2 tRNA genes and 3 rRNA genes are annotated in these 5,465 nt (G+C 54.3%); all 5 read left to right on the top strand.

From position 1 onward, the window contains the following. Positions 1-315 precede the first annotated feature (315 nt). The 5 genes from C7389_RS24410 (at position 316) to rrf (ending at position 5,435) form a co-directional block, all read left to right on the top strand. Positions 316-1,851, top strand: a 16S ribosomal RNA gene (locus tag C7389_RS24410). Between the two features lie 71 nt (positions 1,852-1,922). Continuing rightward, positions 1,923-1,999, top strand: a tRNA-Ile gene (locus tag C7389_RS24415). A gap of 26 nt (positions 2,000-2,025) precedes the next feature. Then, positions 2,026-2,101: transfer RNA gene (locus C7389_RS24420), tRNA-Ala, on the top strand. Positions 2,102-2,364: 263 nt separating this feature from the next. After that, positions 2,365-5,248, top strand: a 23S ribosomal RNA gene (locus C7389_RS24425). A 73-nt stretch (positions 5,249-5,321) separates the two neighbouring features. Further along, positions 5,322-5,435: ribosomal RNA gene (gene rrf / locus C7389_RS24430) — 5S ribosomal RNA — on the top strand. Together the 16S, 23S and 5S rRNA genes with 2 tRNA genes alongside form the textbook arrangement of a ribosomal RNA operon. The last annotated feature ends 30 nt before the right edge of the window (positions 5,436-5,465 follow it).

Below are 5,465 nucleotides of genomic sequence, written 5' to 3' on the forward strand. Positions count from 1 at the left end.
GGTTGACGGTATTTGTGTGGTGTCTATAATGCGCACCTCTTCAGCGCTGCAGCGGAACGCGGCGGAGCTGAAAGGCTTGAGAAGCAAGGCGTTCTGCGGTTTTTGAGTGGGAAATAAAAACTGCAGGGGGTTGACGAGATAAAGAAGTTTGATCATAATCTCGCTTCTCTGCTGCAGCGAATGCAGCGGTTCTTTAAAAAGTTGGACAACCGATAAGTGTGGGTGCTTGGTTGTTGCGGCGAGATCGCTTCGGCGATTTGTTTCGCAAAGATTGAGTGCTCATATGTCAGTGATGACTTTGAGTACCGTAGGATTAAACTTAAGAGTTTGATCCTGGCTCAGATTGAACGCTGGCGGCATGCTTTACACATGCAAGTCGAACGGCAGCGGGGGCTTCGGCCCGCCGGCGAGTGGCGAACGGGTGAGTAATGCATCGGAACGTGCCCAGTCGTGGGGGATAACTACGCGAAAGCGTAGCTAATACCGCATACGTCCTGAGGGAGAAAGCGGGGGATCTTCGGACCTCGCGCGATTGGAGCGGCCGATGTCGGATTAGCTAGTTGGTGGGGTAAAGGCTCACCAAGGCGACGATCCGTAGCTGGTCTGAGAGGATGATCAGCCACACTGGGACTGAGACACGGCCCAGACTCCTACGGGAGGCAGCAGTGGGGAATTTTGGACAATGGGGGAAACCCTGATCCAGCCATGCCGCGTGAGTGAAGAAGGCCTTCGGGTTGTAAAGCTCTTTCGGACGGAAAGAAATCGCTTCGGCCAATACCCGAAGTGGATGACGGTACCGTAAGAAGAAGCACCGGCTAACTACGTGCCAGCAGCCGCGGTAATACGTAGGGTGCGAGCGTTAATCGGAATTACTGGGCGTAAAGCGTGCGCAGGCGGTTTGCTAAGACAGGTGTGAAATCCCCGGGCTTAACCTGGGAACTGCGCTTGTGACTGGCAGGCTAGAGTACGGCAGAGGGGGGTGGAATTCCACGTGTAGCAGTGAAATGCGTAGAGATGTGGAGGAACACCGATGGCGAAGGCAGCCCCCTGGGCCTGTACTGACGCTCATGCACGAAAGCGTGGGGAGCAAACAGGATTAGATACCCTGGTAGTCCACGCCCTAAACGATGTCGACTAGTTGTTCGTAGAGGTAACTCTGTGAGTAACGCAGCTAACGCGTGAAGTCGACCGCCTGGGGAGTACGGCCGCAAGGTTAAAACTCAAAGGAATTGACGGGGACCCGCACAAGCGGTGGATGATGTGGATTAATTCGATGCAACGCGAAAAACCTTACCTACCCTTGACATGCCTGGAACCTTGGTGAGAGCCGAGGGTGCCTTCGGGAACCAGGACACAGGTGCTGCATGGCTGTCGTCAGCTCGTGTCGTGAGATGTTGGGTTAAGTCCCGCAACGAGCGCAACCCTTGCCATTAATTGCCATCATTCAGTTGGGCACTTTAATGGGACTGCCGGTGACAAACCGGAGGAAGGTGGGGATGACGTCAAGTCCTCATGGCCCTTATGGGTAGGGCTTCACACGTCATACAATGGTCGGTACAGAGGGTTGCCAAGCCGCGAGGTGGAGCTAATCCCTTAAAGCCGATCGTAGTCCGGATTGCAGTCTGCAACTCGACTGCATGAAGTCGGAATCGCTAGTAATCGCAGATCAGCATGCTGCGGTGAATACGTTCCCGGGTCTTGTACACACCGCCCGTCACACCATGGGAGTGGGTTTCACCAGAAGTAGGTAGCTTAACCTTCGGGAGGGCGCTTACCACGGTGAGATTCATGACTGGGGTGAAGTCGTAACAAGGTAGCCGTATCGGAAGGTGCGGCTGGATCACCTCCTTTCAAGAGAAAAGCCGCAGCGGCCAAGTATCCACAACTTATCGGTTGTCCAAGCGAAGAGCCTCGAAGTCAGAGGGTCTGTAGCTCAGCTGGTTAGAGCACCGTCTTGATAAGGCGGGGGTCGTTGGTTCGAACCCAACCAGACCCACCACGGTTTCAAAGGTGCTCGATCAGAATGGGGCTGTAGCTCAGCTGGGAGAGCATCGGCTTTGCAAGCCGAGGGTCGTCGGTTCGATCCCGACCAGCTCCACCAGTGACGATGCGCATCAAATAACGAGATGTACGGCATCAACGCAATCGGAAGCGTGTTGATTCCCTACATCTTGATGATCCGGCAAGGGTCGCAAGAGGTTCGCTCTTTAACAAATTGGAAGAAGTTAGTGCAATGCGTCGAAAGATGCGTTGCACGGGTTGTGTGATTGCATTGGGTTGCCCGTTAGCGAACCAGCGACGTGGTAGCCCGCACAAGCGAGTTCGCCTATGACCGGGTCTTCGAAAGAGGATCTAAGGTTATAGGATCAAGCGACTAAGTGCATGTGGTGGATGCCTTGGCGATCACAGGCGATGAAGGACGTGCAAGCCTGCGAAAAGCACGGGGGAGCTGGCAATGGAGCTTTGATCCCGTGATGTCCGAATGGGGAAACCCGGCCCGCAAGGGTCATCCCAGACTGAATCCATAGGTCTGTGGAAGCGAACGCGGTGAACTGAAACATCTAAGTAGCCGCAGGAAAAGAAATCAACCGAGATTCCGTAAGTAGTGGCGAGCGAACGCGGAAGAGCCTGCACGACTAAACCATCCATTTAGCAGAACGGTCTGGAAAGTCCGGCAATAAAGGGTGATAGCCCCGTATGCGAAAAATGGGTGGCGGGTCTGAGCGTGCGACAAGTAGGGCGGGACACGTGTAATCCTGTCTGAAGATGGGGGGACCATCCTCCAAGGCTAAATACTCGTGATCGACCGATAGTGAACCAGTACCGTGAGGGAAAGGCGAAAAGAACCCCGGGAGGGGAGTGAAATAGATCCTGAAACCGCATGCATACAAACAGTGGGAGCCTCGTAAGGGGTGACTGCGTACCTTTTGTATAATGGGTCAGCGACTTACGTTCAGTAGCAAGCTTAACCGAGTAGGGGAGGCGTAGCGAAAGCGAGTCTGATAAGGGCGACTGAGTTGCTGGGCGTAGACCCGAAACCGGATGATCTATCCATGGCCAGGATGAAGGTGCGGTAACACGCACTGGAGGTCCGAACCCACTAGTGTTGAAAAACTAGGGGATGAGCTGTGGATAGGGGTGAAAGGCTAAACAAATCCGGAAATAGCTGGTTCTCCCCGAAAACTATTTAGGTAGTGCGTCGTACGGACACTTGCGGGGGTAGAGCACTGTAATCGTTGGGGGGGTCACTGCGATCTACCCCGCGATAGCAAACTCCGAATACCGCAAAGTGATATACGGCAGACAGACATCGGGTGCTAACGTCCGGTGTCAAGAGGGAAACAACCCAGACCGCCAGCTAAGGTCCCAAATGCATGGCTAAGTGGCAAACGAGGTGGGAAGGCATAGACAGCTAGGAGGTTGGCTTAGAAGCAGCCACCCTTTAAAGAAAGCGTAATAGCTCACTAGTCGAGTCGTCCTGCGCGGAAGATGTAACGGGGCTCAAGCCATGAACCGAAGCTGCGGATGCACTATGTGCATGGTAGGGGAGCGTTCCGTAAGCCTGCGAAGGTGTCTCGTAAGGGATGCTGGAGGTATCGGAAGTGCGAATGCTGACATGAGTAGCGATAAAGGGTGTGAAAAGCACCCTCGCCGAAAGCCCAAGGTTTCCTGCGCAACGTTCATCGGCGCAGGGTGAGTCGGCCCCTAAGGCGAGGCAGAAATGCGTAGTCGATGGGAAACAGGTCAATATTCCTGTACCGCTCTATGATGCGATGGGGGGACGGAGAAGGCTAGGCCAGCCGGGTGTTGGATGTCCCGGTTTAAGCGTGTAGGCGTGCCCGATAGGCAAATCCGTCGGGCTGAGCTGAGGCGTGATGACGAGGAGCCTTGTGCTCCGAAGTGGTTGATGCCCTGCTTCCAGGAAAAGCCTCTAAGCTTCAGTCATAGAGTGACCGTACCGCAAACCGACACAGGTGGGCAGGTTGAAAATACCAAGGCGCTTGAGAGAACTCAGGAGAAGGAACTCGGCAAATTGATACCGTAACTTCGGGAGAAGGTATGCCCCATTAGCTTGTAGGAGTACATCCGAAGGGCGAAGGGGCCGCAGAGAATCGGTGGCTGCGACTGTTTATTAAAAACACAGCACTCTGCAAACACGAAAGTGGACGTATAGGGTGTGACGCCTGCCCGGTGCCGGAAGGTTAAGTGATGGGGTGCAAGCTCTTGATCGAAGCCCCGGTAAACGGCGGCCGTAACTATAACGGTCCTAAGGTAGCGAAATTCCTTGTCGGGTAAGTTCCGACCTGCACGAATGGCGTAACGATGGCCACACTGTCTCCTCCTGAGACTCAGCGAAGTTGAAATGTTTGTGAAGATGCAATCTCCCCGCGGCTAGACGGAAAGACCCCATGAACCTTTACTGTAGCTTTGCATTGGACTTTGACGGGACTTGTGTAGGATAGGTGGGAGGCTTTGAAGCCAGGACGCTAGTTCTGGTGGAGCCGTCCTTGAAATACCACCCTGGTGTCGTCGAGGTTCTAACCCAGGCCCGTGAATCCGGGTCGGGAACAGTGCATGGTAGGCAGTTTGACTGGGGCGGTCTCCTCCCAAAAGGTAACGGAGGAGTTCGAAGGTCTCCTAGGTACGGTCGGACATCGTACTGATAGTGCAATGGCAAAAGGAGGCTTGACTGCGAGACCGACAAGTCGAGCAGGTGCGAAAGCAGGACATAGTGATCCGGTGGTTCTGTATGGAAGGGCCATCGCTCAACGGATAAAAGGTACTCTGGGGATAACAGGCTGATTCCGCCCAAGAGTTCACATCGACGGCGGAGTTTGGCACCTCGATGTCGGCTCATCACATCCTGGGGCTGTAGCCGGTCCCAAGGGTATGGCTGTTCGCCATTTAAAGTGGTACGTGAGCTGGGTTTAAAACGTCGTGAGACAGTTTGGTCCCTATCTGCCGTGGGCGCTGGAAGTTTGAGGGGGCCTGCTCCTAGTACGAGAGGACCGGAGTGGACGCACCTCTGGTGTACCGGTTGTGACGCCAGTCGCATCGCCGGGTAGCTAAGTGCGGAAGAGATAACCGCTGAAAGCATCTAAGCGGGAAACTCGCCTCAAGATGAGACTTCCCTGGGGACTCGATCCCCCTGAAGGGTCGTGGAAGACCACCACGTTGATAGGTCGGGTGTGGAAGCGCAGTAATGCGTTAAGCTAACCGATACTAATTGCCCGTGAGGCTTGATCCTATAACCTTAACCAGGCCGACTCGCCTGGCAATCACACAACACTCCTACTTCTCCAGTTTGTTCCCCTTCAAAGTCTGACGACCATAGCGTCTTGGTCCCACCCCTTCCCATCCCGAACAGGACCGTGAAACAAGACCGCGCCGATGATAGTGAGATGCGCTCTCGTGAAAGTAGGTCATCGTCAGACTAACTATTTGAAAAGCCCCTGCACATTAAA

Origin of the sequence: Azoarcus indigens (genome assembly GCF_004361735.1) — a bacterium.
In the GTDB taxonomy this organism is placed as follows: Bacteria; Pseudomonadota; Gammaproteobacteria; order Burkholderiales; family Rhodocyclaceae; genus Azoarcus; species Azoarcus indigens.